Annotated in this window: 14 protein-coding genes and 1 pseudogene; 13 read left to right on the top strand and 2 right to left on the bottom strand. The window is 61.5% G+C overall.

All coding sequences use genetic code 11. The features are described 5' to 3' along the window. Window positions 1–183: 183 nt before the first annotated feature. On the bottom strand, window positions 184–2403 hold the full coding sequence (locus tag EI969_RS28475) for a primosomal protein N' (RefSeq protein ID WP_160390635.1): 2220 nt from the start codon (window positions 2401–2403) through the stop codon (window positions 184–186). Window positions 2404–2692: 289 nt separating this feature from the next. Here EI969_RS28475 and rpmE point away from each other — a divergent pair, with 289 nt between their 5' ends. From rpmE to EI969_RS28460, 3 genes are all read left to right on the top strand, one after another. Next, a complete protein-coding gene (gene rpmE, locus EI969_RS28470) occupies window positions 2693–2929 on the top strand; it encodes a 50S ribosomal protein L31 (RefSeq protein WP_150714750.1) in 237 nt (78 codons plus the stop codon). A gap of 14 nt (window positions 2930–2943) precedes the next feature. Further along, the gene (locus EI969_RS28465) at window positions 2944–3747 is read left to right on the top strand and encodes a thermonuclease family protein (RefSeq protein ID WP_160390634.1); all 804 of its coding nucleotides are present in this window, start codon (window positions 2944–2946) and stop codon (window positions 3745–3747) included. A gap of 179 nt (window positions 3748–3926) precedes the next feature. Then, on the top strand, window positions 3927–5195 hold the full coding sequence (locus EI969_RS28460) for a malic enzyme-like NAD(P)-binding protein (RefSeq protein ID WP_160390633.1): 1269 nt from the start codon (window positions 3927–3929) through the stop codon (window positions 5193–5195). A gap of 266 nt (window positions 5196–5461) precedes the next feature. On the opposite strand, the gene EI969_RS28455 is transcribed toward EI969_RS28460, so the two are convergent. Further along, window positions 5462–7900, bottom strand: coding sequence for a penicillin-binding protein 1A (locus EI969_RS28455; protein WP_371926045.1), 2439 nt, complete (start codon window positions 7898–7900; stop codon window positions 5462–5464). A gap of 217 nt (window positions 7901–8117) precedes the next feature. Between EI969_RS28455 and EI969_RS28450 the strand changes: the two are divergent. From EI969_RS28450 to EI969_RS28405, 10 genes and pseudogenes are all read left to right on the top strand, one after another. Continuing rightward, window positions 8118–9183, top strand: a pseudogene (locus tag EI969_RS28450) (pilus assembly protein PilM). Further along, a complete protein-coding gene (locus EI969_RS28445) occupies window positions 9183–9749 on the top strand; it encodes a PilN domain-containing protein (protein WP_160390631.1) in 567 nt (188 codons plus the stop codon). Before EI969_RS28450 ends, EI969_RS28445 begins: the two are co-directional and overlap by 1 nt. Continuing rightward, entirely contained in the window at window positions 9746–10369 is a 624-nt protein-coding gene (locus EI969_RS28440; RefSeq protein ID WP_160390630.1) for a type 4a pilus biogenesis protein PilO, read from the top strand. Before EI969_RS28445 ends, EI969_RS28440 begins: the two co-directional genes overlap by 4 nt. Beyond that, window positions 10366–10893: a pilus assembly protein PilP gene (locus EI969_RS28435; protein WP_160390629.1), complete on the top strand. Its 528-nt coding sequence runs from the start codon at window positions 10366–10368 to the stop codon at window positions 10891–10893. Before EI969_RS28440 ends, EI969_RS28435 begins: the two co-directional genes overlap by 4 nt. A gap of 13 nt (window positions 10894–10906) precedes the next feature. After that, a complete protein-coding gene (gene pilQ / locus EI969_RS28430) occupies window positions 10907–12976 on the top strand; it encodes a type IV pilus secretin PilQ (RefSeq protein ID WP_160390628.1) in 2070 nt (689 codons plus the stop codon). Between the two features lie 4 nt (window positions 12977–12980). Then, window positions 12981–13499 carry a shikimate kinase AroK gene (aroK, locus tag EI969_RS28425; protein WP_015093141.1) on the top strand — a complete coding sequence of 173 codons (519 nt, stop codon included), beginning with the start codon at window positions 12981–12983 and terminating at the stop codon, window positions 13497–13499. Between the two features lie 150 nt (window positions 13500–13649). After that, window positions 13650–14750 carry a 3-dehydroquinate synthase gene (aroB, locus tag EI969_RS28420; RefSeq protein WP_160390627.1) on the top strand — a complete coding sequence of 367 codons (1101 nt, stop codon included), beginning with the start codon at window positions 13650–13652 and terminating at the stop codon, window positions 14748–14750. Window positions 14751–14760: 10 nt separating this feature from the next. After that, window positions 14761–16347: an AAA family ATPase gene (locus EI969_RS28415; protein ID WP_160390626.1), complete on the top strand. Its 1587-nt coding sequence runs from the start codon at window positions 14761–14763 to the stop codon at window positions 16345–16347. Window positions 16348–16696: 349 nt separating this feature from the next. Continuing rightward, window positions 16697–21142 carry a glutamate synthase large subunit gene (gltB, locus tag EI969_RS28410; protein ID WP_160390625.1) on the top strand — a complete coding sequence of 1482 codons (4446 nt, stop codon included), beginning with the start codon at window positions 16697–16699 and terminating at the stop codon, window positions 21140–21142. Between the two features lie 32 nt (window positions 21143–21174). Then, window positions 21175–22593, top strand: a complete 1419-nt coding sequence (locus EI969_RS28405; protein ID WP_108216250.1) for an FAD-dependent oxidoreductase — start codon at window positions 21175–21177, stop codon at window positions 22591–22593. Window positions 22594–22683: the final 90 nt, after the last annotated feature.

The following is a 22683-nucleotide window of genomic DNA, read 5'->3' as shown; positions in this document are numbered from 1 at the left end:
CTGGGCATTATCCGTTGCGAAGACGGGCTTGCCAACCTTAGCAGGCAGGTTGTGGATGTGTGGTGACAATTCGACCGCTATCGCTGGCAAGCCAGCTCCCACAGGGAGCCCGGGTGTCCACAGATTATGTGCCCGCCACCAAACCTTGTGGGAGCTGGCTTGCCAGCGATGGCGGTCTATCTATCAATACAAATCGACGGGATCAACATCCAGGGACCAGCGCACCGCTCGCCCGCTCGGCATCTGTTCCAGCACCAACAGCCAACTGGCCAGCAACCGATGCAGCGGTGCCCGCGCCGTAGCCTGCAGCAACAGTTGCGCCCGATAACGACCGGCACGGCGCTCCATTGGTGCCGGGACCGGTCCCAGTAGCTCGATCCCGGTCAGATTCTGCTCGGTCAGCAAACGCTCCGCCTCGCTGCACGCCTCATCCAGGAAACCTTCGGCCTGACCCGGTTTATGCGCCTCGGCCCGCAGCAGCGCCAGGTGCGCAAACGGCGGCAAGCCGGCCGCACGGCGCTCGCTCAAGGCCTGTTCGGCAAAGGCGAAGTAACCTTGCTCGGTCAATTGCACCAGCAGCGGATGGTCGGCCAGGTGCGTCTGGATAATCACTTTGCCCGGCTCTTCGGCGCGGCCTGCACGGCCGGCGACCTGGACGATCAGTTGCGCCATGCGCTCGCTGGCGCGGAAGTCACCGGAAAACAGGCCGCCATCGGCGTCGAGGATCGACACCAGCGTCACCCGTGGAAAGTGGTGACCTTTGGCAAGCATCTGCGTGCCGATCAAAATGCACGGCTGGCCTTTTTGAATGGTCGCGAACAACTGGTTCATCGCGTCCTTGCGCGATGTGCTGTCACGGTCGACCCGCAGCACCGGATAGTCCGGGAACAGAATCGACAGGCGCTCCTCGGCCCGTTCGGTGCCTGCGCCGACGGGGCGCAGATCGACCTTGTTGCATTTCGGGCACTGGCGCGGAACGCGTTCGACGTAGCCGCAATGGTGGCAGCGCAACTCACCGTAACGCTGATGCACGGTCATGCGCGCGTCGCAGCGCTGGCACTCGGACATCCAGCCGCAATCGTGACACAGCAGGGTCGGGGCGAAGCCGCGCCGGTTGAGGAACACCAGCACCTGCTGGCCGGCAGCCAGGGTCTGGCCGATGGCTTGTTGCATAGGCCCGGAAATACCGCTGTCCAGCGGCCGGCTTTTGACATCCAGGCGCAGGAAGCGCGGCTGCTTGGCACCGCCGGCACGCTCGTTCAGGCGCAGCAGCCCGTAGCGGCCGGTGTAGGCGTTGTGCAGGCTTTCCAGCGAGGGAGTGGCTGAACCGAGGACAATCGGGATGTTTTCCTGGCGAGCCCGCACCAATGCCAGATCGCGGGCGTGATAGCGCAAGCCTTCCTGCTGCTTATAAGAGCCGTCGTGCTCTTCGTCGATGATGATCAGGCCGGGGTTCTTCATCGGCGTGAACAGGGCCGAACGGGTGCCGATAATGATGTCGGCCTCACCGTCCCGGGCGGCCAGCCAGGCCTCGAGGCGTTCGCGGTCATTGACCGCCGAATGGATCAGCGCGATGCGGGCATTGAAACGCTGCTCGAAGCGCGCCAGGGTCTGCGGGCCGAGGTTGATCTCCGGGATCAGCACCAGCGCTTGCTTGCCGGCCTCGAGGGTTTCGCGGATCAACTGCAGATAGACTTCGGTCTTGCCGCTGCCGGTAACGCCGGCCAGCAGGAACGCGTGATAACTGTCGAAGCCGGCGCGAATCGCCTCATAGGCGGCGCGCTGCTCCGGGTTCAGCGGCAGCTCCGGTTGCGCCAGCCAGTGTTCGTGGCGTGCACCGGGAGCGTGGCGGCGGATCTCGACCTGCACCAGATCCTTGGCCAGCAGCAGATCCAGGCTGTCCTTGCTCAGCATCAGTTTGCTCAGCAATTGATGGGCGACGCCGTGGGGATGCTGGGCCAGCGTGGCCAGGGCTTCGCGCTGGCGCGGCGCACGGGCGATGCGCGGATCATCGAGGCTGGCGCCCGGCGCGGCGGACCAGAAGCGTTCCTGGCGCGCTTCGGCCAGCTCGCCCTGGCGCAGCAACACCGGCAGCGCCCAGCTCAAGGTGTCGCCGAGGCTGTGCTGGTAGTACTGCGACGTCCACAGGCACAGCTTGAACAGCGCCGGCGGCAGCGGTGGGGTAGCGTCGAGCAGGGCCAGGGCTGGCTTGAGTTTCTCGACTGGCACTTCGCTGGTGTCGGTGACTTCCACCAGGATCCCGATCATCTCGCGTCGGCCGAACGGCACACGCAGGCGCATGCCGGGGTGCAACTGGGCGCGCAGGACGCCGGCCGGAGCACGGTAGTCGAACAGGCGGCGCAGCGGCGAAGGCAGGGCGAGGCGCAGAATGGCGTCGGGCACGCGGGGGGTCTCGATCAAAGGAAGATAAAAGTGGGGTCGTATGTTCCCCGGTGGGAGCGAGCTTGCTCGCGATAGCGCCATGTCAGGCAACATATATGCAGAATGACACACCCTCATCGCGAGCAAGCTCGCTCCCACAGGGGATGTGTACTGGGGCGGGAGCCTAGCAGACGACCGGTTTGAGCGACAGCTTGCGTGATCGGGATTGTCTGGTAGAATCCGCGGCCTAATTACGTGCGGTATTCAACAATAGTGTTGGGTGGCGGCACGCTAGCCCGAGGAAGACACCATGAAAGCTGATATCCATCCAGAATACCCAGCCATTGCTGTTACTTGCAGCTGCGGCAACAAGTTCGAAACTCGTTCGACCTTCGGCAAAGCCCTGGCGATCGACGTTTGCAACGAATGCCACCCGTTCTACACCGGTAAGCAGAAGACTCTGGATACCGGCGGCCGTGTACAGCGTTTCGCAGACCGTTTCGGTCAATTCGGCAAGAAAGCTCCTGCTCCTGCTGCTGCAGAGTAAGGCAGAAAAGCCTGATGGGCTTTTCCTTGCTGTTGAAAAAGGCGTCCCTCGCGGGCGCCTTTTTTATGTCCGCGATTTGGCTATCCGGCGCCCAGGCGTTTTGCCCGGCACCCAGCGGCCTGGCGCCCGTCGCGGTGCAGCGGGTGGTGGACGGCGACACCTTGCGCCTGAACGATGGCCGCAATGTACGCATGATCGGCTTGAACACGCCTGAGTTGGGCAAGAAGGGCCGTTCCGACGAGCCGTTCGCCGTGGCTGCGCGCAAACGCCTCGAAGCCCTGGTGGCGGCGAGCGACGGTCAGGTTGGCTTGCTGCCGGGCAAGGAAAGCAAGGACCGTTACGGCCGCACCCTGGCCCATGTCTACGGTGCCAATGGCGCCAATCTCGAAGCTCAGATGCTCGCCGAGGGCCTGGGTTTTCTGGTGGCCGTGGCACCGAACGTCGATCTGGTCGACTGTCAGCAAGCCGCCGAACACAGTGCGCGGCAGGCTGGCCTGGGATTGTGGCGCCAGTCACCTGTACTGAAAGCGGAGCAGATCAGCACTTCCGGTTTTGCCGTGCTCAGCGGTCGGGTGAGCAGGGTGCAGCGAAATCGCGGTGGGGTTTGGATCGAATTGCAGGACTCGGTTGTATTGCGCGTTGCGCCCAATCTGCTGGGGCGTTTCGATGTGAATTCACTGGAAAGCCTCAAGGGCAAGCAGGTCGAGGCGCGCGGCTGGGTGTTGGATCGCTCGCGCAAGGGCGGACTGAAGAATGGCCAGGCGCGCTGGATGTTGCCCTTGACCGATCCGGCGATGCTTCAAGCTGCACAGCGATAAAAAATTGTAGACATTTTTTCTGGCGATTGTGAACAGTCTAGCCCTTGTGTGCCGTGGCTCTTGGCCCAAAGTCGTAGGGGCGGGCGCTTGACAGGGGTGACCAGTCAGTCTTGTGGGGACTTTGCGAGGCGCGTATCCTCGCTGACCAGTCTGTCCAACAGTAAAAGCGGAATGCCAAAATGTCTGATCTGAAAACTGCCGCTCTCGAATATCACGCCCATCCTCGTCCAGGGAAGCTGAGTGTCGAGCTCACCAAGGCCACCGCTACCGCCCGCGATCTGTCGCTGGCCTACAGCCCCGGCGTAGCCGAACCAGTACGCGAAATCGCCCGCGATCCTGAACTGGCCTACAAATACACCGGCAAAGGCAACCTGGTTGCAGTCATTTCCGATGGCACCGCGATTCTCGGCCTGGGTAACCTCGGCCCATTGGCTTCCAAGCCAGTGATGGAAGGTAAAGGCGTACTGTTCAAGCGCTTCGCCGGCATCGACGTTTTCGACATCGAAGTCGACTCCGAAAGCCCGCAAGCCTTCATCGACACCGTCAAGCGCATCTCCATCACCTTCGGTGGCATCAACCTGGAAGACATCAAGGCACCTGAGTGCTTTGAAATCGAACGCGCCCTGATCGAGCAGTGCGATATCCCGGTATTCCACGATGACCAGCACGGCACCGCTATCGTGACCGCCGCCGGCATGATCAACGCCCTGGAAATCGCTGGCAAAACCCTCGCTGACGCCAAGATCGTCTGCCTGGGTGCCGGCGCTGCCGCCATCTCCTGCATGAAGTTGCTGGTGAGCATGGGTGCCAACATCGAAAACATCTACATGGTCGACCGTACCGGCGTGATCCACTCCGGCCGTGACGACCTGAACCAGTACAAGGCTGTGTTCGCCCACGCGACCGAAAAGCGCAGCCTGGCTGATGCCCTGCAAGGCGCTGACGTGTTCGTAGGCCTGTCCGGCCCGAACCTGCTGAGCCCTGAAGGCCTGCTGTCCATGGCGGCCAACCCGATCGTGTTCGCGTGCTCGAACCCTGATCCGGAAATCTCCCCGGAGCTGGCCCACGCCACCCGTAGCGACGTGATCATGGCCACCGGTCGTTCCGACTACCCGAACCAGGTCAACAACGTACTGGGCTTCCCGTTCATCTTCCGTGGTGCCCTGGACGTTCGCGCCAAGCGCATCAACGAAGAAATGAAAGTGGCTGCGGCCAACGCCCTGCGTGAACTGGCCAAGCTGCCGGTACCTCAGGAAGTGTGCGACGCCTATGGCGGCATCAAGCTGGAATTCGGTCGTGAGTACATCATTCCGAAGCCAATGGATGCCCGTCTGATCACCCTGATCTCCGATGCCGTTGCCAAAGCCGCCATCGAGACCGGTGTGGCGACCCTGCCGTATCCGAAGAACTACCCGCTCAAAAGCGTGGATGACGTGTTCAACGGCTAAGCCGTTGTAGCGCTTCAACAGAAAGCCCCGGCTTGCGAGAGTCGGGGCTTTTTTGTGCCTGAGGGTTTTGTACCGCCTGTCAGGGCCTCTTCGCGGGCAAGCCCGCTCCCACAGGAGTCAGCGGCGTACATAAATTCGATGTACACCATCGCCCACTGTGGGAGCGGGCTTGCCCGCGAAGAGGGCGGACCAGACAACATCAAAACCGGCAGGCAAAAAAAGCCCCGCGCTTCTTCCGAAGGCGGAGCTTTTCACCATTGTTACTATCAGAACAAATCGATCGGCGCCGCTTCATCCGCCGGCAGCGGGCTGCCTGGCGCATTGCCGTTGCCCAGCTCGTTGACCGACGGAGGCGTATCTTCGGCCTTGAACAGCTCGAAGTAGGCTCCTGGCGTGCCCGGGCTGGCCGCGCGGCCGCTGATCGGGTCGACCCGCAGGCTGAGGATGCCTTCCGGCTCTGCCTGCGTATGCGGCGGCTTGCCTTTGAGCGCGGCGCCCATGTAGTTCATCCAGATCGGCAGCGCGACGGTGCCGCCGAATTCCTTGCGGCCCAGGCTTTCCGGTTGGTCGAAACCGGTCCATACGGTGGTCACGTAGTCGGCGTTGTAGCCGGAGAACCAGGCGTCCTTGGATTCGTTGGTCGTACCGGTCTTGCCGGCAATGTCGGGGCGGCCCAGCGCCAGCGCGCGGCGGCCGGTTCCGAGCTTGATCACGTCCTCAAGCATGCTGTTGAGGATGTAGGTGGTGCGCCCGTCAACGATGCGTTCGGCCACGGCGGATGTCTGCGGCGTTGGCGTAGCACCTGCGGCCTCGTCAGGCGTTGCATTGACCGTGAACGCCTGAGCGGCTGGCACGGCAATGCCATCGCTGGCAGCGCCGCCCTGAGGCACGCTCGGCGGGTTGGCGACGAACAGCGTGTCGCCGTTGCGGCTTTCGATCTTGTCGATGATGTACGGGGTGATCTTGTAGCCGCCGTTGGCGAAGGTGCTCCAGCCGGTGGCGATCTCCATTGGCGTCAGGGTCGCGGTGCCCAGCGCCAGGGACAGGTTGGGCGGCAGGTCCTGCTTGTTGAAGCCGAAGCGAGTGATGTAGTCGATGGTCTTGCCGACGCCCATCGCTTGCAGCAAGCGGATCGACACGAGGTTGCGCGACTTGTACAGCGCTTCACGCAGGCGAATCGGGCCGAGGAAGGTGTTGGTGTCGTTCTTCGGGCGCCAGACCTTGTCCAGGTACTCGTCGACGAACACGATCGGTGCATCGTTCACCAGGCTGGAGGCGGTGTAGCCGTTATCCAGTGCGGCGGCATAGACGAACGGCTTGAAGCTCGAACCCGGCTGGCGCTTGGCCTGCATGGCGCGGTTGTAGTTGCTCTGTTCGAAGGCGAAACCGCCGACCAGCGAGCGAATGGCGCCGTTCTGCGGGTCCAGGGACACCAGCGCGCCCTGGGCCTGCGGGATCTGGCTGAACTTCAGCGAATTGTCCGGCTGACGCTGCACGCGTATCAGATCGCCGACCTGGGCCACGTCCGAGGGCTGTTTCGGGTTGGCACCCATACTGTTGGTATTGAGGAACGGCCGGGCCCATTTCATGGTGTCCCAGTTCACGTGCTCCTGGCCGGTGCGGGTCAGCACTTGCAGGCCGCTCTTGTCGACCTGGGTGACGATGGCCGGTTCCAGGCTGCTGATGGTGCGTTGTTTGGTCAGTTCGGCCGCCCAGGCCTCGCGAGTCTTGCCCGGCAGCCGCGACTCGGGGCCGCGATAGCCGTGGCGCTGATCGTAGGTCATCAGGCCTTCGTGGACCGCGGTGTTGGCCAGTTCCTGGAGGTCGCTCGGCACCGTGGTGGTGACGCGGAAGCCCTCGGTATAGGCGTCGCTGCCATAACGCCCGACCATTTCGGCGCGGGCCATTTCGGCGATGTACGGAGCGTTCACTTCCGGCGTCGGCACGTGATAGCTGGCGTTCAGCGGCTCGTTGACTGCAGTGGTGTAGTCGGCCTCGCTGATTTTCCCGAGCTTGTACATGCGCCCCAGGATCCAGTCGCGACGCTCCTTGCTGCGCGCCGGGTTGGCCAGCGGGTTGAAGCGCGACGGCGCCTTGGGCAGGCCGGCGATCATCGCCATCTGCGCCAGGCTGACATCGCGGATCGACTTGCCGTAATAGACCTGCGCCGCCGCCTCGATGCCGTACGCACGGTTACCCAGGTAGATCTTGTTGACGTACAGCTCGAGGATCTCGTCCTTGGTCAGCTGTCGTTCGATCTGCAGGGCCAGCAGGATCTCGGTGGTCTTGCGCGAAAAGCTGCGTTCGCTGGACAGGAAGAAGTTCTTCGCCACCTGCATGGTGATCGTGCTGCCGCCGGACTGAATGTGTCCGCTTTTTACCAGTTGGGTCGCAGCGCGCATCAGGCTGCTCGGGTCAACGCCGTAATGGTTGGCGAAGTTGTCGTCTTCAGCACTTAGTAACGCATTGATGAAGTTGGGGGGAATGTCGGCGAAACGGATCGGTGTGCGGCGCATTTCGCCGAATTCTGCGATCAACTTGTTATCGCTGCTGTAGACCCGCAAAGGGATCTGCAACTGGATGCTTCTCAGCGCCTCCACGGACGGCAGCCCGGGACTAAGGTAGAGGTACGCCCCGCTCAGACCCAGGAGGAGTCCGCAGAAAACCGCGACGATGGACCAACCGAAAAACTTCAGCAGACGAATCAAGGCTTTTGGATATCCAGGGCAAAAAATGAATTGGGCAACAGGGTTCAAGCTAAATGAGAACGACCCGCGCTTGAACAAATGCGGAAAAAAACGCTGGGCATTATAAGCATTTTTCTGATCGGGAGCGTGGTTGGCGCTGCTGTCAAGACGGGTGGATTGAACGCAATGGACATTGCAGAGTCCGTAACTCACGGAAAGTCATAGGGAATTGGTAGTGCCAGGACTCTTCAACAAAAAATCCAGTACGCTCCTTGGAATCGATATCAGCTCTACCTCGGTAAAGCTTGTGGAATTGAGCCGCCAGGGCGAGCGCTATCGGGTCGAGGCTTATGCCGTGGAGCCGTTGCCGGTCGGCGCGGTGATCGAAAAGAACATCGCCGAACTAGAAGGCGTGGGGCTGGCCCTCGCCCGCGCGCTGGCCAGGGCCAGAACCGGCCTCAAGAACGTGGCCGTGGCCGTGGCAGGCTCGGCGGTGATCACCAAGACCATCGAGATGGAGGCTGGACTTTCCGAGGATGAGATGGAAAGCCAGCTGAAGATCGAGGCTGACCAGTACATTCCATATCCTCTGGATGAAGTCGCGATCGACTTTGAAGTCCAGGGCTCCTCGGCGCGTAATCCGGAGCGCGTCAATGTGCTGCTCGCCGCTTGCCGCAAGGAAAACGTCGAAGTTCGCGAGGCCGCCCTGAGCCTCGCGGGGCTGACCGCTCGCGTGGTCGATGTCGAAGCCTACGCGCTGGAGCGTTCGTTCGGGTTGCTGGTCAATCAGCTCGCGGCCTCCGGCAAGCCTTTGACGGTCGCGGTGGTGGACATCGGCGCCACCATGACCACCCTGAGCGTGCTGCACGACGGGCGGCTTATCTACACCCGCGAACAGCTGTTCGGGGGGGCGCCAGCTGACTGAAGAAATCCAGCGTCGCTATGGCCTGACGCTGGAGCAGGCGGGGCTGGCGCAACGCAAGGGCGGTCTGCCGGATGACTATGCCGGTGAGGTCTTGCAGCCCTTTCAACAGGCACTGGTGCAGCAGGTGTCGCGCTCGCTGCAGTTTTTCCTTGCCGGCGGCCAGTACAGCGCCGTCGACCATATCCTGCTGGCCGGCGGTACCGCATCGGTGCCGGGGCTGGAGCGTTTGATCGAGCAGCAATTGGTTGTGCCGACCCGGGTCGCGAACCCTTTTTCCGATATGACGCTGGGTAGCAAGGTCAACGGTGCTGCCCTGGCGAGTGATGCTCCGGCGTTGATGATCGCCTGTGGTCTTGCCCTCAGGAGCTTTGACTGATGGCCCGGATCAATCTTCTTCCCTGGCGCGAGGAGCGGCGTGAAGTCCGTCGCAAGCGTTTCCTGCTGATCCTGGTGGCCACAATGGTGGGTGCGACGGGCGCGGTGCTGGTTGCCAACCAGGTCATCGGCGGCGCCATCGACCGGCAAGTTGCCCGTAACGATTACATCAACAGGCAAATCGCCATGGTCGATGAGCGGATCACACAGATCAATGATCTCAAGGATCGCCGTCAGCAACTGGTGGAGCGCATGCACATCATCCAGGACCTGCAAGGCAACCGCCAAATCAGCGGGCGAATATTTGACCAGTTGGTGCGGGCCCTGCCCGAGGGCGTGTATTTCACCGAAGTGAAAATGACTGCAAAGACGCTGTCCATCACCGGCGCTGCGCAATCCAACAACCGTGTTTCAGACTTGATGCGCAACCTCGAGGCGTCAGACTGGTTCGATACACCGAGCCTGACCGAAGTCAGGGCCACAGCTGCCGGTCAGGTGGCGCAGGCCAACGTCTTCCAGTTGACCGTTCGCCAGACTCAACCCGCCGCACCGGAGGGTGGCGAATGAGCCTGTCCGAATGGTTCGAAGGGCTGCGCAAGATCGACATCAATGACCTGAACACCGGCAACATGGGTTCCTGGCCGCCGGCGATCAAGTGTCTGCTGGCCGGTTTGCTCATGCTTCTGGTGCTGGCCATGGGCTACAGCTTTTCCACTCGCGACCTTGAGAGCCAACTCGATCTCAAGCGTGAGGAAGAGTCGATGCTCAAGGAACAGTTCGCCGACAAAGCCCGCATGGCGGCGAACCTGGATCTCTACACCCGGCAGTTGACGGAGATGCAGAGCGCTTTCGGCGTGCTGTTGCGGCAACTGCCCGGCGACACCGAGGTGCCCGGCTTGCTGGAAGACATCACGCGCACCGGTCTGGGCAGTGGCCTGGAGTTCGAAGAGATCAAGCTGCTGCCGGAGGTCGCCCAGCCGTTCTACATCGAGTTGCCGATCCAGATCACGGTCACCGGGGGGTACCACGAACTGGCCACCTTCATCAGTGGTGTGGCCGGGTTGCCGCGAATCGTCACCTTGCACGATTTCGACCTTGCCCCCGTCAGCCCCGAGGGGGCTCCGAAACTGCGCTTGAGTATTCTCGCCAAGACCTACCGTTACAACGACAAGGGGCAGCCTCAATGAGCCCGGCACGTTGTTTTTCGCTGGTGCTGTTGCTGTCTGCCTTGTCCGGTTGTGGCGCAGGCGATGACTACGACGATCTGGACGCCTACATGAACGAAGTGCGCCTGCAAGGGCCGGGCAGGATTGAACCATCGCCGGTATTTCGGTCTTACCCGGCATTCACCTATGACGCGGCGAATCTGCGCAGCCCGTTTTCAGCGCAAATCGGTGCCGATCCGGCGGCCCGGCGACGCGGATCTCGCAACGTCAAACCCGACCCCGGGCGGGTCAGGCAGTACCTCGAAGGTTTCAACATCGAACAGTTTGAAATGGTCGGCACCCTATCCAATGCAGCGGGCTCCTATGCCCTGCTGCGCGGGGCAGGCGGGGTGCACCGGTTGAAAGTCGGCGATTACCTGGGGCGTAACGACGGAAGGATCGTCGCGATCAGCGGCTCGCAGGTCGATGTGGTTGAAATTGTCCCTGATGGCCAGGGCGCTTGGCTGGAGCGTCCCCGGACCATCCCTTTGAAAGAGCACTCATAGTGGAACTCGAACAATGAACAGGATTTTTTCCGCCTTCGGCCTTTCGCTATGGATAGCGATGTTGTCGTCGATGGCACAAGCGGCCAATCTCAAGGCGCTGGATGTCACTGCGCTGCCGGGAGACCGTGTCGAGTTGAAGTTGTCGTTCGATGAACCGCCCCCGGTGCCCCAGGGTTACACAACGCAGTCGCCGGCCCGGATTGCCCTGGATTTGCCGGGTGTCGCCAGTCAGCTGGCCAGCAAGACTCACGATCTCGGCGGTGGAAATGCCCGCAGCGCAACGGTGGTGGAGGCCGGGGACCGTACGCGATTGATCATCAACCTCGCTCAGCCGGTGCCGTACGACTCGCGAATTGAAGGCAACAATTTGCTGGTGGTTGTCGGGCGGGGTGTCAAACCGTCGACAGCCAGGCCGGCGGCCATGGCAACGCCGCTTTCGGCAAGCGCCGCGACGCCGGCAGGCAAGGCCATTCGCGGTGTGGATTTCCAGCGCGGCACACAGGGTGAGGGCAACGTGGTGATCGACTTGTCGGACCCCTCGATGGCGCCCGACATACAACAGCGCGACGGCAAGATCATCGTGGGGTTTGCCAGGACCCGATTGCCTGAGCCATTGCGCGTGCGGCTGGACGTGAAGGATTTCGCCACGCCAGTGCAGTTCGTCAATGCCAGTGCGAGTGGCGATAGAGCCATCATCAGCATCGAGCCCGGTGGCAGGTTCGATTACTCGACCTATCAGACCGACAGCAAGCTTACGATCAGTGTTCGCCCGGCGGCGGTCGACGACCTGCAAAAGCGCAATGCCGGGCAACAGGCCTACAGCGGCGAGAAACTTTCGCTGAACTTCCAGAACATCGATGTGCGTTCGGTGCTGCAACTGATCGCCGATTTCACCAACCTCAACCTGGTGGCCAGCGACACGGTGCAGGGTGGCATCACGTTGCGCCTGCAGAACGTGCCTTGGGACCAGGCGCTGGATCTGGTGCTCAAAACCAAGGGATTGGACAAGCGCAAGGTCGGCAATGTCCTGCTTGTCGCGCCGGCCGATGAAATAGCTGCCCGTGAGCGTCAGGAACTGGAATCACAAAAGCAGATTGCCGACCTGGCGCCATTGCGTCGGGAGCTGTTGCAGGTGAACTACGCGAAGGCGGCGGACATCGCCAAACTCTTCCAGTCGGTGACCAGTGCCGAAGCGAAGCCCGACGAACGGGGATCCATCACCGTCGACGAGCGCACCAACAACATCATTGCCTACCAGACCCAGGACCGGCTCGACGAGCTGCGCAGAATTGTCACGCAGCTGGATATCCCCGTGCGTCAGGTCATGATCGAGGCGCGCATTGTCGAAGCCAACGTCGACTATGACAAAAGCCTCGGGGTGCGCTGGGGCGGTTCGATACAGAACAGGGGTAACTGGAACGCTTCCGGCGTCAGCAACGGGGTCAATGGCTCGTCGACCATTGGCACGCCAGGCAGTACCGGCACCAATTCACCGTTCGTCGACATGGGCGCGGTCAATAACACCTCGGGCATCGGCATCGCGTTCATCACCGATAACGTCTTGCTGGACCTGGAGCTGACGGCCATGGAGAAAACCGGCAACGGGGAAATCGTCTCGCAGCCCAAGGTGGTCACGTCCGACAAGGAAACCGCGAAAATCCTCAAGGGCACCGAGATTCCCTACCAGGAGGCCAGCTCCAGCGGCGCGACTTCGGTGTCGTTCAAGGAGGCTTCGCTGTCGCTGGAGGTGACGCCGCAGATCACGCCCGACAACCGGATCATCATGGAGGTCAAGGTGACCAAGGACGAACCTGACTACCTCAACAAGGTCCAGGATGTACCGCCCATCAAGAAAAACGAAGTCAACGCCAAGGTCCTGGTCAACGATGGCGAGACCATCGTCATTGGCGGCGTTTTCTCAAATACTCAGAGCAAGGTCGTAGATAAGGTGCCATTTCTTGGCGATGTGCCGTATCTTGGCCGCCTTTTCCGGCGTGATGTGGTTTCGGAGAAAAAATCCGAGCTGTTGGTATTCCTCACTCCGCGTATCATGAATAACCAGGCGATTGCTGTGAGTCATTGATTCTGTGCGAAATTTGATTCTTGTTGGACCGATGGGTGCTGGAAAAAGCACCATCGGCCGGTTGCTGGCCAAAGAGCTGCGCCTGCCATTCAAAGATTCCGATAAGGAAATTGAATTGCGCACGGGCGCCAATATCCCTTGGATCTTCGATAAAGAAGGCGAACCGGGCTTTCGTGATCGCGAGCAGGCAATGATTGCCGAACTGTGCGATTACGACGGTGTGGTGCTGGCGACAGGTGGGGGCGCGGTCATGCGCGAAGCCAATCGTCGGGCACTGCATGCCGGTGGGCGGGTGGTTTATCTGCATGCGTCGGTCGAGCAGCAGGTCGGCCGCACGGCCCGCGACCGCAATCGGCCGTTGTTGCGTACTGCCGATCCGGCCAAGACCCTGCGGGATCTGTTGGCGATCCGCGATCCGCTCTATCGGGAAATCGCCGACCTGGTGGTCGAAACCGATGAGCGGCCACCACGAATGGTCGTGCTCGACATTCTGGAGCGCCTGCAGCAGTTGCCGCCCCGTTAAAGCGCCGCGCGAAATGCGCTATCCTCGGCGTCGCGCCATGACCGCTCAAGGTTGTGGCGGATGGCTACCGAACGGCGTCACACCAGCAGAGGCCGTGGGCATTCGTTAATTCAAGGCAGGACGCCTGATTCATCTTCACTGTGGGGACACATGCAGACACTCAAGGTCGATCTAGGCGAGCGCAGCTACCCGATTCATATTGGCGAAGGTTTGTTGGATCAGCCTGAGCTGCTGGCCCCGCACATTCGCGGACGGCAAGTAGCGATTATCTCCAACGAGACTGTTGCGCCGCTCTATCTCGAGCGTCTGACCCGCAGCCTGGCGCAGTTTTCGGTGATTTCCGTGGTGCTGCCCGACGGCGAAGCCTTCAAGACCTGGGAAACCCTGCAGCTGATTTTCGACGGCCTGTTGACCGCGCGGCATGACCGCCGCACCACAGTGATCGCCCTCGGTGGCGGTGTGATCGGTGACATGGCCGGCTTTGCCGCCGCCTGCTACCAGCGCGGCGTCGATTTCATCCAGGTTCCGACCACACTGCTGTCGCAGGTCGACTCCTCGGTGGGCGGCAAGACCGGGATCAACCATCCGCTGGGCAAGAACATGGTCGGCGCTTTCTATCAGCCGAACGTGGTGCTGATCGATACCGCCAGCCTCAATACCCTGCCGGCGCGCGAGCTGTCCGCCGGTCTGGCCGAAGTCATCAAGTACGGGCTGATCTGTGATGAGCCGTTCCTGACCTGGCTCGAAGACAACGTCGACCGCCTGCGCAACCTCGACCAGCAAGCCCTGACCTATGCCATCGAGCGCTCCTGCGCGGCCAAGGCCGCAGTGGTCGGTGCCGATGAGAAAGAGACGGGCGTTCGTGCCACCTTGAACCTGGGCCACACGTTTGGCCACGCCATCGAAACCCACATGGGCTATGGTGTGTGGCTTCATGGTGAAGCCGTGGCTGCTGGCACGGTAATGGCGCTGGAAATGTCCGCGCGACTCGGCTGGATCAGCGAACAGGAGCGCGATCGCGGCATTCGCCTGTTCCAGCGGGCGGGGCTGCCGGTCATTCCGCCGCAAGAGATGACAGAAGCCGATTTCCTCGAACACATGTCCATTGATAAAAAAGTGATCGACGGTCGTTTGCGCCTGGTGCTGCTGCGCCGCATGGGCGAAGCGGTGGTGACCGACGATTATCCGAAAGAGGTTCTACAGGCCACGCTGGGGGCAGACTACCGCGCCCTGGCTCAGCTTAAAGGTTAATAAGAACGCGATGACTAGTTTGCATGCCGACGAGGCTTTCCTCGGCCATTACCAGTTGAGTCATGACCCTTTTGCTCCACGGGTGCCTGGCTTCAAATTTTTCCCGGCCCAGCGCAAGCCCGTGCTGGGGCAACTGCATCACCTGGCCCGCTACAGCCAGCTGCTGCTGGTCGTCACAGGCCCGGAGGGCAGTGGCAAGACCCTGTTGCGCCAGGCCCTGGTCGCCAGCACCAACAAGCAGTCGGTACAGAGTGTGGTGGTGTCCGCCCGTGGCGCCGGCGATGGGGCCGGGGTGTTGCGACAGGTGGCCCAGGCCCTGAATGTCGCCCAGGCTGATGCCAGCGCCATTCTGGCCCAGGTGGTGCAGCTTGCGCTCACCGGGCAGGAAGTCTATCTGCTGGTCGATGACGCCGAGCAACTCGATGAGTCCGCCCTTGAGGTCCTGATGGTCCTGGCGGCCGGCGCACCCGAGGGACGCCCGCATGTATTCCTGTTCGGTGACACCTCGCTGATCGCTCAGCTTGAGGCTTTGCATCTCGAAGAAGAGCGTTTCCACGTCATCGAGCTGCAGCCTTACACCGAGGAAGAAACCCGCGAATATCTGGAGCAGCGGCTTGAAGGCGCTGGCCGTGGTATCGAACTTTTCACCGCGGATCAGATATCTGATATTCACGAAAGCTCCGAAGGTTGGCCTGGCAGCATCAATCAGGTCGCCCGCGATGCAATGATCGAAGCCATGATCGCCAGCCGCTCAGCGGTCAAGCGTCCAAAAATGGGGTTCAATATGCCGAAGAAACACGTATTGGCGATTTCCGCCGTGGTCGTGGTCGCGGTAGCCGCCGCCTGGCTGATGCCGGGTCGCAACAAGGCACCGACCACGGGTGCGCCGGCCGAACAGGCGCAACTGCCGCTGGGCCAGGGTCAGCCAACAGCGAATGGCGGTGCTCCGGCCGTCGAATTCGCTGGCAACACACAGCCGATGCCATTGCCGTTGGTCGGCAACTCGCAACCGGTCATGCGTGGTCCGTTGGCTGAGGCCGCAGGCGGCATCACCGAAGGCGATGATGGCGTGCCGGTTGAAGGTTCCAGCGCTACACCACCGACGGTGACGACTACAGCACCGCCTGTAGGCGTTCCAGCCGGTCCTGCGCCGACGCCAGCCGCCAAGCCGGCCCCTGCGCCGACTCAGGTTGCCACCGCCAAGCCAGCGCCTGCTCCAGTGGCCAAGCCTGCTCCAGTGCCAGCCAAGCCAGCCGTAGCCGCGGCAACCAAGCCTGCCGAGAAACCGGCTCCGGCGGCCAAGGCTGCTGGCGGTACCTGGTACGCCGGCCAGGCGCCGGGTAACTACGTGGTGCAGATCCTTGGCACCAGCTCCGAAGCGAGCGCGCAAAGCTTCGTCAAGGAGCAGGGCGGCGAGTACCGTTATTTCAAGAAAGTCCTCAACGGCAAGCCGCTCTACGTGATCACCTACGGCAACTTCGCCAATCGTGATGCAGCCGTTTCCGCCATCAAGGCCTTGCCAGCGAAGGTTCAGGCTGGTAAACCTTGGCCTCGCACTGTCGCCAGCGTCCAACAGGAACTGGCAACAACTCGCTGAAGATTCGGCGGCCTTACCCAGGCCGCCTCTCCAAGCACCTCAAAATTTCTACGAGTGCGCGCAACCTTTCAGGCTGCGTGCCTTGTGGTGTCTGCGTTACAGTAGTCTTTGAGTCGTTGCGGTCAAAATTAAAAAAGTTTTGACTAGCACAGCAGATCGCTTTAAACCTTTCACAAATGCGACATGAATTTGCGACATTTCGTCGTCAAATTTGTGAGCCTCTGTGTCGCTGTGTACAATGACCACCCTTTTGCCCCCGCTAAGCCGGCGTACGTTCGGCGCGGAATGCAAGTGGTTGAATTGAAAAGAAATTTGCCTCGAAAAGAGGCAGCCTGGTGAGAAAGTGTCTATGAAAGCAGGTCTGTACCAACCAGATGAATTCAAGGATAACTGCGGTTTCGGCCTGATAGCCCATATGCAGGGCGAGCCCAGTCATACCCTTTTGCAAACGGCCATCGAGGCCCTGACCTGCATGACCCACCGCGGTGGGATTAATGCCGACGGCAAGACCGGTGACGGTTGCGGTCTGCTGATTCAAAAGCCGGACGCGTTCCTGCGAGCCATCGCCCAGGAAACCTTCGGCGTCGAACTGCCCAAGCAATATGCCGTGGGCATGGTCTTCTTCAACCAGGACCCGGTCAAAGCCGAAGCCGCTCGCGAGAACATGAACCGCGAGATCCTCGCCGCCGGCCTGCAGCTGGTCGGCTGGCGCAAGGTGCCGATCGACACCAGCGTCCTCGGCCGCCTGGCCCTTGAGCGCCTGCCGCAGATCGAGCAGGTGTACATCGGCGGTGAAGGCCTGAGCGATCAGGACATGGCTGTCAAGCTGTTCACCTCCCGTCGTCGCTCGTCCGTGGCCAACGCCGCCGACACCGACCACTACGTGTGCAGCTTTTCGCACAAGACCATCATTTACAAAGGCCTGATGATGCCGGCGGACCTGACCGCCTTCTATCCGGACCTGAGCGATGAGCGCCTGCAAACCTCGATTTGCGTGTTCCACCAGCGCTTCTCCACCAATACCCTGCCGAAATGGCCGCTGGCTCAACCGTTCCGCTTCCTGGCGCACAACGGCGAGATCAACACCATCACCGGCAACCGCAACTGGGCCGTGGCCCGTCGCACCAAGTTCACCAACGATCTGATGGACCTGGAAGAACTCGGCCCGCTGGTCAACCGCGTCGGTTCCGACTCCTCGAGCATGGACAACATGCTCGAGCTGATGGTCACCGGCGGCATCGACCTGTTCCGTGGCGTGCGGATGATCATTCCGCCTGCGTGGCAGAACGTCGAGACCATGGACCCGGATCTGCGTGCGTTCTACGAATACAACTCGATGCACATGGAGCCGTGGGACGGCCCGGCCGGCGTGGTAATGACCGACGGTCGTTACGCGGTGTGCCTGCTCGACCGTAACGGTCTGCGTCCGGCGCGTTGGGTCACCACCACCAACGGTTTCATCACCCTGGCTTCGGAAATCGGTGTCTGGAACTACCAGCCTGAAGACGTGATCGCCAAGGGCCGCGTTGGCCCTGGCCAGATCTTTGCCGTGGACACCGAAACCGGTCAGATCCTCGACACCGACGCCATCGACAACCGCCTGAAGTCCCGTCATCCGTACAAGCAATGGCTGCGCAAGAACGCCCTGCGCATCCAGGCGACCATGGAAGACAACGACCACGGTTCGGCTTTCTACGACGTCGACCAGCTCAAGCAATACATGAAGATGTACCAGGTCACGTTCGAAGAGCGCGACCAGGTGCTGCGTCCGCTCGGCGAACAGGGCTACGAAGCCGTGGGCTCGATGGGCGACGATACGCCGATGGCCGTGCTGTCCCAGCGCGTGCGCACGCCGTACGACTACTTCCGCCAGCAGTTCGCGCAGGTCACCAACCCGCCGATCGACCCGCTGCGTGAAGCCATCGTCATGTCGCTGGAAATCTGCCTCGGTGCCGAGCGCAACATTTTCCAGGAGTCGCCGGAACACGCTTCGCGCGTGATCCTCAGCTCGCCGGTCATTTCCCCGGCCAAGTGGCGCTCGCTGATGAACCTCGATCGCCCGGGCTTCGAACGCGCGATCATCGACCTCAACTACGACGAAAGCGTCGGCCTCGAAGCGGCAATCCGCAACGTCGCCGATCAGGCTGAAGAAGCCGTGCGCGCCGGTCGTACCCAGGTCGTGCTGAGTGACCGTCACATTGCTCCGGGCAAGCTGCCGATCCACGCTTCCCTGGCTACCGGCGCGGTGCACCATCGCCTGACCGAAAAAGGCCTGCGTTGCGATTCCAACATCCTGGTGGAAACCGCGACCGCTCGCGATCCGCATCACTTCGCCGTGTTGATCGGTTTCGGCGCCTCTGCCGTTTATCCGTTCCTGGCCTACGAAGTGCTGGGCGACCTGATCCGTACAGGTGAAGTCTTGGGCGACCTCTACGAGGTGTTCAAGAACTACCGTAAAGGCATCACCAAGGGCCTGCTCAAGATCCTCTCGAAGATGGGCATCTCGACCATTACCTCCTATCGCGGAGCACAACTGTTCGAAGCGATCGGCCTGTCCGAGGAAGTCTGCAACCTGAGCTTCCGTGGCGTGCCAAGCCGCATCAAGGGTGCGCGTTTCGTCGACATCGAAGCCGAGCAGAAAGCCCTCGCTACCGAAGCCTGGAGCCCACGCAAGCCGATCCAGCAAGGCGGCCTGCTGAAGTTCGTCCACGGTGGCGAATATCACGCGTACAACCCGGACGTGGTCAACACCCTGCAAGCCGCTGTGCAGCAGGGCGACTACAGCAAGTTCAAGGAATACACGTCGCTGGTGGACAACCGCCCGGTGTCGATGATCCGCGACCTGCTGAAAGTCAAAACCCTCGACACTCCATTGGATATCAGCGAAATCGAGCCGCTGGAATCGGTGCTCAAGCGCTTCGACTCTGCGGGTATCTCGCTGGGCGCCCTGTCGCCGGAAGCTCACGAAGCCCTGGCCGAAGCCATGAACCGCCTCGGTGCGCGTTCCAACTCCGGTGAAGGCGGCGAAGACCCGGCGCGCTACGGCACCATCAAGAGCTCGAAAATCAAGCAAGTGGCGACCGGCCGTTTCGGTGTGACCCCCGAATACCTGGTCAACGCCGAAGTGCTGCAGATCAAGGTCGCCCAAGGCGCCAAGCCCGGCGAAGGTGGTCAACTGCCAGGCGGCAAGGTCAACGGTCTGATCGCCAAGCTGCGTTACGCAGTGCCGGGCGTGACCCTGATTTCGCCGCCGCCGCACCATGACATCTACTCGATCGAAGACTTGTCGCAGCTGATTTTCGACCTGAAACAAGTCAACCCGAAGGCACTGGTCTCGGTGAAGCTGGTTGCAGAAGCGGGCGTCGGCACCATTGCCGCCGGTGTGGCCAAGGCCTACGCGGACCTGATCACCATCTCCGGCTACGACGGCGGTACCGGTGCATCGCCGCTGACCTCGATCAAATACGCGGGCGCTCCGTGGGAACTCGGCCTGGCCGAAACCCACCAGACCCTGCGTGGCAACGACCTGCGCGGCAAAGTCCGGGTGCAGACCGACGGCGGCCTGAAAACCGGCCTCGACGTGATCAAGGCGGCTATTCTCGGCGCTGAAAGCTTCGGCTTCGGCACCGCGCCAATGATCGCCCTGGGCTGCAAATACCTGCGCATCTGCCACCTGAACAACTGCGCTACCGGCGTTGCGACCCAGAACGAGAAGCTGCGCAAGGATCACTACATCGGCACCGTCGACATGGTGGTGAACTTCTTCACCTACGTCGCCGAAGAGACCCGCGAGTGGCTGGCCAAGCTGGGCGTGCGCTCCCTCGAAGAGCTGATCGGCCGTACCGATCTGCTGGAAATCCTCGAAGGCCAGACCGCCAAGCAGCATCACCTGGACCTGACCCCGTTGCTGGGCAGCGACCATGTGCCGGCGGACAAGCCGCAATTCTGTGGCGTTGAACGCAACCCGCCGTTCGACAAGGGCCTGCTGGCCGAAAAAATGGTCGACATGGCCACCTCGGCGATCAACGACCTGAGCGGTGCCGAGTTCGACCTGGAAATCTGCAACTGCGACCGTTCCATCGGTGCACGGATCTCCGGCGAAATCGCGCGCAAGCACGGCAACCAGGGCATGGCCCACGCGCCGATTACGTTCCGCTTCAAAGGCACGGCCGGGCAGAGCTTCGGCGTGTGGAACGCCGGCGGCCTGAACATGTACCTGGAAGGCGACGCCAACGACTACGTCGGCAAGGGCATGACCGGCGGCAAGCTGGTCATCGTTCCGCCGAAGGGCAGTGTCTACCGTACCCAGGACAGTGCCATCATCGGCAACACCTGCCTCTACGGCGCCACCGGCGGCAAGCTGTTCGCCGCGGGTACCGCTGGCGAGCGTTTCGCCGTGCGTAACTCCGGTGCCCACACCGTCGTGGAAGGCACTGGCGATCACTGCTGCGAGTACATGACCGGTGGTTTCGTCTGCGTATTGGGCAAGACCGGTTACAACTTCGGCTCTGGCATGACCGGCGGTTTCGCCTACGTGCTCGACCAGGACAACAGTTTCGTTGACCGGGTCAACCACGAACTGGTGGAAATCCAGCGGATCAGCGGCGAGGCGATGGAAGCCTACCGCAGCCACCTGCAACGCGTGCTGAACGAGTACGTCGAGGAAACCGACAGCGAGTGGGGTCGTGAACTCGCCGAGAACCTCGATGATTACGTGCGTCGTTTCTGGCTGGTCAAGCCCAAGGCTGCCAACCTGAAATCGTTGCTTTCCAGCACCCGTGCCAACCCGCAGTGATATGCGCCTGAAGAGTTTGATGAGGTTTTAAAATGGCTGAACGTCTGAATAATGACTTCCAGTTCATCGAGGTCGGGCGCAAGGATCCGAAGAAGAAACTGTTGCGTCAACGCAAGAAAGAGTTCGTGGAAATCTACGAACCCTTCAAACCCCAGCAGTCGGCCGACCAGGCCCACCGCTGCCTGGGTTGCGGTAACCCGTATTGCGAATGGAAGTGCCCGGTGCACAACTTCATTCCCAACTGGCTGAAGCTGGTGGCCGAGGGCAACATCCTCCAGGCCGCCGAACTGTCGCACCAGACCAACACCCTGCCGGAAGTCTGCGGCCGGGTGTGCCCGCAGGACCGTCTGTGCGAGGGTGCCTGCACCCTCAACGACGGCTTCGGCGCGGTGACCATCGGTTCGGTGGAGAAGTACATCACCGACACCGCGTTCGCCATGGGCTGGCGCCCGGACATGTCCAAGGTCAAGCCGACCGGCAAGCGTGTCGCGATCATCGGTGCCGGGCCTGCGGGCCTGGGCTGTGCCGACGTGCTGGTGCGTGGTGGCGTGACCCCGGTGGTGTTCGACAAGAACCCGGAAATCGGTGGCCTGCTGACCTTCGGCATCCCGGAGTTCAAGCTGGAAAAAACCGTGCTGAGCAATCGTCGCGAAGTCTTCACCGGCATGGGCATCGAGTTCCGCCTCAACACCGAGGTGGGCACGGACGTGACCATGGAGCAGCTGCTCGAAGAATACGATGCGGTATTCATGGGCATGGGCACCTACACCTACATGAAGGGCGGCTTTGCCGGGGAAGACCTGCCGGGCGTGTACGACGCGCTGGACTTCCTGATCGCCAACGTCAACCGCAACCTGGGCTTTGAAAAGTCGCCGGAAGATTTCGTCGACATGAAAGGCAAGAAGGTCGTGGTGCTGGGCGGCGGCGACACGGCGATGGACTGCAACCGTACGTCGATTCGCCAGGGCGCCAAGTCGGTGACCTGCGCTTATCGTCGTGACGAAGCGAACATGCCGGGCTCGCGCAAAGAGGTGAAGAACGCCAAGGAAGAAGGCGTGAAATTCCTCTACAACCGCCAGCCGATCGCCATCGTTGGTGAAGACAAGGTCGAAGGCGTGAAGGTGGTCGAGACCCGTCTCGGCGAGCCGGACGCCCGTGGCCGTCGCAGCCCTGAGCCGATCCCGGGCTCCGAAGAGATCATCCCGGCCGACGCCGTGGTCATCGCGTTCGGTTTCCGTCCGAGCCCGGCGCCGTGGTTCGAGCAGTTCGAGATCCAGACCGACAGCCAGGGCCGCGTTGTTGCGCCTGAGCAAGGTCAGTACAAGCACCAGACCAGCAATCCGAAAATCTTCGCCGGTGGCGACATGGTGCGTGGTTCCGACCTGGTGGTGACGGCGATCTTCGAAGGCCGCAATGCCGCCGAAGGGATCCTGGATTACCTGGGCGTCTAAACCCGTCCGGCTGACTGCAATGCAATACCTGTGGGAGCTGGCTTGCCAGCGATAGCATCACTTCGGTTTACCTGACAAACCGAGGTGCCT

The organism is Pseudomonas sp. PB101 (assembly GCF_009764265.1).
Taxonomy (GTDB): Bacteria; Pseudomonadota; Gammaproteobacteria; order Pseudomonadales; family Pseudomonadaceae; genus Aquipseudomonas.
This window is presented reverse-complemented; position numbering and strand designations above follow the sequence as displayed.

Excerpts from the sequence above, each read along its gene's own strand:
- aroB (WP_160390627.1), top strand. The coding sequence starts at position 13,650 with ATGCAGACACTCAAGGTCGATCTAGGCGAGCGCAGCTACCCGATTCAT.
- EI969_RS28415 (WP_160390626.1), top strand. The coding sequence starts at position 14,761 with ATGACTAGTTTGCATGCCGACGAGGCTTTCCTCGGCCATTACCAGTTG.
- EI969_RS28440 (WP_160390630.1), top strand. The coding sequence starts at position 9,746 with ATGAGCCTGTCCGAATGGTTCGAAGGGCTGCGCAAGATCGACATCAAT.
- pilQ (WP_160390628.1), top strand. The coding sequence starts at position 10,907 with ATGAACAGGATTTTTTCCGCCTTCGGCCTTTCGCTATGGATAGCGATG.
- EI969_RS28460 (WP_160390633.1), top strand. The coding sequence starts at position 3,927 with ATGTCTGATCTGAAAACTGCCGCTCTCGAATATCACGCCCATCCTCGT.
- gltB (WP_160390625.1), top strand. The coding sequence starts at position 16,697 with ATGAAAGCAGGTCTGTACCAACCAGATGAATTCAAGGATAACTGCGGT.
- EI969_RS28435 (WP_160390629.1), top strand. The coding sequence starts at position 10,366 with ATGAGCCCGGCACGTTGTTTTTCGCTGGTGCTGTTGCTGTCTGCCTTG.
- rpmE (WP_150714750.1), top strand. The coding sequence starts at position 2,693 with ATGAAAGCTGATATCCATCCAGAATACCCAGCCATTGCTGTTACTTGC.
- EI969_RS28405 (WP_108216250.1), top strand. The coding sequence starts at position 21,175 with ATGGCTGAACGTCTGAATAATGACTTCCAGTTCATCGAGGTCGGGCGC.
- EI969_RS28465 (WP_160390634.1), top strand. The coding sequence starts at position 2,944 with ATGGGCTTTTCCTTGCTGTTGAAAAAGGCGTCCCTCGCGGGCGCCTTT.
- EI969_RS28445 (WP_160390631.1), top strand. The coding sequence starts at position 9,183 with ATGGCCCGGATCAATCTTCTTCCCTGGCGCGAGGAGCGGCGTGAAGTC.